General features: G+C 65.5%; 2 protein-coding genes and 2 pseudogenes. All 4 read left to right on the top strand.

Going from position 1 to position 5,619, the window contains the following annotated elements; translation table 11 throughout:
- Positions 1 to 1,099: 1,099 nt before the first annotated feature.
- Positions 1,100 to 1,864 (top strand): annotated as a pseudogene (locus VIU94_RS28050) (transposase family protein).
- A gap of 526 nt (positions 1,865 to 2,390) precedes the next feature.
- On the top strand, positions 2,391 to 2,771 hold the full coding sequence (locus VIU94_RS28045) for a nuclear transport factor 2 family protein (RefSeq protein WP_331915364.1): 381 nt from the start codon (positions 2,391 to 2,393) through the stop codon (positions 2,769 to 2,771).
- A gap of 225 nt (positions 2,772 to 2,996) precedes the next feature.
- The gene (locus tag VIU94_RS28040; RefSeq protein WP_331915362.1) at positions 2,997 to 3,851 is read left to right on the top strand and encodes an MBL fold metallo-hydrolase; all 855 of its coding nucleotides are present in this window, start codon (positions 2,997 to 2,999) and stop codon (positions 3,849 to 3,851) included.
- Between the two features lie 352 nt (positions 3,852 to 4,203).
- Positions 4,204 to 5,422 (top strand): annotated as a pseudogene (locus tag VIU94_RS28035) (RNA-guided endonuclease TnpB family protein).
- Positions 5,423 to 5,619: the final 197 nt, after the last annotated feature.

Genomic DNA, 5,619 nt, shown 5'->3' with positions numbered 1-5,619 from the left:
CCGTCGCGGAAGGAGAGGCGGAGATAGCCGACCCGGCCGACGGGGCGACCCCCGGAGAGCAGCCGCTGCCTGACCGGCGCGTGACCATCCTGCTCCGGGTCTCCCGCCTGTACGGGACCGCCCTGGACATCCCCGCCCAGGGCTGAGGAACCCGCGCCGCACCGGAGCAGGGAGATGAGATCAAATCTCCCTTCCGTGCGGCAGTGTTCTGCCACAGTGCATCTGGCGGATGAGGGGCTTTCTGGCCTGCTGGGGTGCCAGGCGGCTTGAGAAGGCCGGGGCTTGCAGTTCTCAAACGACCTGGCTTTGACGGAAGTCTCTTCGTAGTAGAGACAGAAGCGCCGGCGGTGAGGGTGATCGGGGCCATGCCCCCGATCACCCTCACCTAGGTCACGCGCCGACGAGGGCCGAAGGCGTTCCGCCGTCGCAGCTACTCCCTCTCCCGCTCGGCGAACGGTGGGAGGAGATCGTCCATCCCCTCACGCACGACGCTGCTGATCACCGCAGACACGACCACCTTCACCACTGTCTTGACCCAGTTCGGCACCCCGCTCCGATCCCGCGGACTGCCGCTCTCCGAACTCCCCATCACGCCCTCGCCTTCCAGACATGAACCCCAGGACGGTCCTGGACGTCCGTGGCCCGTACGGAGTTGAATCCGGAAGTCGACGGTGTGCGCCGTTACATCCACGAATCTAGCGCCGAACCGCTCGCCCTGACAGCACACAAATGCCAGCTGACCTGCGGAAACGCGTGACTGCTTCGCAGGATTCTGCGATCTAATCGCAGATCCCCGCGTCTCAATCACAGCCCCCCAGGTCACAGCGGCGCGCCAGCCGCCGTCCAAAAGGGGAGCGAGGCCGAGAACCACTCCCGAGAATGGCGGAATCTCGACGCTGGGTGTCCCGTCTCAGTGCATCTAATGGAGAACCTGCCAGCACGAACGAGACCGAGTGGGAATCCGACAGCTTCAGTGAGCCCTTTTCATCCTGTCTCTGCAGGGTGAACGTGCAGGTGAGCGGGGTGGAGTGACAAGACGAGGCTCCTGGTCGTTGCGGTGGTGTTCTCTACGCACCACGCATCGTCCGAGGAGCCTTGCTTGGTCCCGTATCGTGCCACGGTCGACGTCCCCTATGAGCTGGTCGAGCACGTCTCGTGGCTCATCTATGCCCGAAGGTGTGAACGTGGCTCGCGCTGGCGCAAGTTGGGCTGCTTCAAACAAGCCCTCCTCGCCCTGGTCCACCTGCGCAAGAACGAGACGCTGCCCCAGCTCGCCACCGGGTTCGGCGTCTCCACCGCAACCGCATGGCGGTACGTGGACGAGACCCTTGACGTCCTGGCCTCCTGGGCGCCTGGCCTGCACGAGGCCCTCGTCGGCCTGGGCGAAGGGGACTTCGTCATCGTCGACGGGACCCTGATCCCCACCGACCGCGTCCGCGCGGACGAGCCGTACTACAGCCAAAAACACAAGAAGCACGGCATGAACGTCCAGGTCATCACACGTCCGGACGGCACACCGCTGTGGTTCTCCCGCGCGACGCCGGGCCGGACCCACGACCTGACCGCGGCCCGTGCCCACGGCATCGTCCAGGCCTGCCTCACCCGGCAGATCCTCGTCCTGGCAGACCGCGCCTACCAGGGCGCCGGCGCCACATTCCGAACCCCGTACTACCACCACCACATCCAGCCGGCGCACTACCAGTAGTTCAACCGCGACCACGCCCGCTTACGGGCTCCTGGCGAGCGCGCCTTCGCTCAGCTGAAGTCCTGGCGACTGCTCCGGCGAGCCAGATGCTCCACCCGCTGCATCGGCACCATCGTCCAAGCCGTCCACACCCTCCTGACCTGCGACTACTCAGGATGAAAACGGCTCAGTGCGACAGGACAGCAGGGAGTCTCACGAAGACGGCATAAGTGCGACTGTTGTGCCAGCGGAGCTGAGATTGTGCCACGAAATTTGAGACCCTACATGGGAGCTGTAGGATCTCGCGGCCGGTGTCAGAGCGCCCAGGCTGTGATCTGCGGGTTCTGGGTTTGTTCCATACCATGGCGGGAGGGTTTTGTCTCATCGTCGTGTCATTTCCTCTGAGTGCTTTCCGGGCTGCGGTAGCCACTCGCTTCCCGATGCCGTGGGTTTCCCTTCTCAGGTGATCCGCTCCGATGTCATCGGAACTGGACCAATCCATCCCTCGGTATCCCTGAAGCTGCTCCGGGTGCGAGCCGTTGGCGCAGGAAGTAGCGCCGAGATCGATCATGGCCACGGGCTGGGGGTCTCGCTGTCCCATGAATGGCGCGGGGCTCGTCCCTCACCAACACTGAAGGGGTCCCGCTCACGACGGCACCCGTCCGGTCGCGGGCAGACCCAGAGTCCTGAAAACGGAGCAGCAGCTGTGCCGGATCTTGAGCAGAACAAGAAGGTTGTCGTCGACTACTTCCAGATGGTGGTCGGTGGGGGGATTGAGAAGGCGATCGCTGACTACCTCGGCCCGGGGTACGTCCAGCACAACCCTGACATGCAGTTCGGCGACGAGGGGTTCATTGAGTTCAACAGGCAGATGCGTAGCGCCTACCCGGAGATCCGCCTGGACATCAAGCGCGTCATCGCCGAAGGGGACATGGTCGTCACCCACTCCCACCTCATCCTCGAACCCGGCAAGCCCGGCCGCGCCCTGGCCGACTTCTTCCGTCTGGAGAACGGCAGGATCGTCGAGCACTGGGACGTCATCCAGGACGTTCCGGAGACGGCCGCCGACTACGTCGGCATGTTCTGAAGGCGATCCCCACGAGTGGTCCTGACCTCGGCTGCTGTCCAGGCCGGCGGAGCTGGTTTCCCGCCATTCCATGGCATGTGACCCGCCATGCGCCATCATGATTCGTGACATGCGGTGACAATCGGCCGTGCATGGGCGAGTGGTCCATGAGCGCCTCCGACGCCACCGGATGGAGAGCCGCCAGAACTTCGTCGCCAGTCGTCACAGCCCCGGAAGGAAACGTACATGACGGCGCCCGCATCATCACTGCAGTACGACACGTTGTGCCTCCGCCGACCGGGCCTTACGCGCGACTTGCCGCCCGGGAAAGAAGACCTCCAGTGGGTCTCCAACACCGCCACGCTGATCTACGGTGAGCGCGACGCAGTCGTGGTCGACACGTTCCTCACCGTTGAACAGAACCAACAGCTCGTCGACTGGGTGAAGGCGCACGACCGTAATCTGGCCTACGTCTACATCACGCACGGTCATGGCGACCACGCCTTCGGCGTGAAGCAGCTCCTTGAGGCTTTCCCCCAGGCCAAGGCGGTCTCGACCGCCGCAGTCGTGGCCAAGGCGAGGTCCGAGGGCACGCCGCCCTACTTCGATACCTTCTGGACCGCGCGCTTTCCGGGGCAGGTTCCGGCGCCGCAGGTCTTCCCGGAGGTCCTGGACGGCGACACGTTCACCCTCGAAGGGCACCCGCTGCGGGTGATCGAGACCGGTTTCACCGACTGCGAGGGCAGCACCGCGCTATGGGTGCCGGACCTGCGGCTCGTCGTGGCCGGCGATGTCGCCTACAACGGCATCCACCAGTACATGGGCGAGACCACCACCGCGTCGCGCGAGGAGTGGATGCGCGCCACCGACACGCTCGCCGCACTTGACCCCGCCTTTGTCGTCGCCGGCCACAAGAAGCCCGACCTGCCCGACGACCCGAAGATCCTGGCCGAGACCAAGAAGTTCCTGGCGGACTTCAACCGGCTCGAGGCCGAGACTGAGACGGCGGCCGAACTGTACGAGGCGATGCTCGCGCTGTACCCGAACCGAGCCAACCCGGGCTCGCTGTGGGGCGGGTCGAAGAGGGCCAAGACCCTCTGACGAAAAGGCGCGGCCCGGCGCTGCGTGCCGGCGGCCGGGCCAAGCCAACTGCAACTACGCAACGACGAGGGCCCGCGTTCTACGGTGAAGGGGAGCGGGGAAGGACACGGTTCAGGCGACACTCGAACGAGTGACGCCGCTGACGTGCGCGTCTCAGCGACGTGGCCAACAGGCCAAACAGTGGCCATCTGCTCTGAGATTTGGCCACGAAAACTGAGACCCTACAAGTTCCCACCCGCCAGGGGGGCCTGGAGGACCCGATGCCCCACGCCCTGTGGAGCGGTGCAATCTCATTCGGCCTGGTCACTTCTCTGAACCAACCAGGGCGGCGGTAGACCTTACGGTGATCGACATGCAGCTCCGGTACTCCTTCCGCCTCTACCCGAACGGGCCTCAGCGCAGTGCGCTGGACCGTGCGTTCGGGTGTGCGCGGGTGGTCTACAACGACGCCCTTCGGGCCCGTGAGACCGCCCGTGCAGGCGGTGGGGCATTCCCGAAGACCGGTGACCTTTCGAAGCTGCTGATCACCGAGGCGAAGAAGACCGAAGAACGGGCCCTGGCTCGGCGAGGTCTCGGCCGTGGTGCTGCAACAGTCCCTCCGGGACCTCGATACGGCGTACCGGAACTTCTTCGACGGGTTGAAGGGCAAGCGCCCGCGCATGGGCTCGCCCCGGTTCAAGAGCCGGAAAGACAACCGGCAGGCCGTGCGGTTCACCGCCAATGCCCGCTGGAAGATCACGGCGGGCGGAGACCTGTCGTTGCCGAAGATCGGCAACGTGCGAGTGAAGTGGTCCCGTGCTCTGCCCTCGACCCCGTCCACGGTGACGGTGGTCAAGGACGCGGCCGGTCGGTACTTCGCGTCGTTCGTCGTCGAGACCGAGCCCGAGACGCTGCCCGAGACGGGTGCCGTGGTCGGCGTCGACCTCCGCCTGTCGCACTTCGCGATCCTCTCCGACGGCACGAAGATCGACAGCCCCCGCTTCCTGCGCCGGGCGGAGAGGAAGCTCAAGAAGGCACAGCAGAACCTGAGCCGCAAGGCGAAGGGCAGCAAGAACCGGACCAAGGCCCGCATCAAGGTCGCCCGCGCCCACGGCGCGGTGGCCGACGCACGGCGCGAGTTCCACCACCAGCTCTCAACGAAGGTCGTCCGTGAGAACCAAGCGGTTGCCGTTGAGGACCTGGCGGTCAAGGGTCTCGCTCGTACGCGCATGGCCAAGTCGGTGCACGACGCCGGATAGTCGGCGTTCGTCGCGATGCTGGTGTACAAGGCCGCCCGGTACGGGCGTTCCTTCCACCGCATCGGACGCTTCGAACCGACCTCTCAGGTCTGCTCGCAGTGCGGCGTCAAGGACGGCCCCAAGCCCCTGAACATCCGCGTGTGAGAGTGCAGAGCGTGCGGGACCATCCTCGACCGGGACATCAACACGGCGGTCAACGTCGCCAAGGCCGCCGGACTGGCGGCATCAGCCTGTCGAGCGCGGGTAAGACGGGGACCTGTCCCCGCACAGCGCTGTGAAGCAGGAACCCACCGAGGCGGTCAGCCGACCATGGTAGGAATCCCCGGCCTTTAGGCCGGGGAGCGGAAGTCAATGAAGTTGCCTTCCCCCGCTGTCGCGTAAGCGAGGGCCTCGTGGCGTGTCGTCACCGACAAACCGACGAGACCCTCGCGTCATGCACGCGAGGCCTTCGGGCCTCCTCGTTTAGGGACAGCCGGGGCCTGTGTCGGGGTTGGTGCACTGGTCGACACCGGTACCGCCATCGTTGGTGT

Source organism: Streptomyces sp., from assembly GCF_036566765.1.
Lineage (GTDB): Bacteria > Actinomycetota > Actinomycetes > Streptomycetales > Streptomycetaceae > Streptomyces.
The sequence above is the reverse complement of the archived record's forward strand: the minus strand, read 5'-3'. Positions and strand labels throughout refer to the sequence as shown.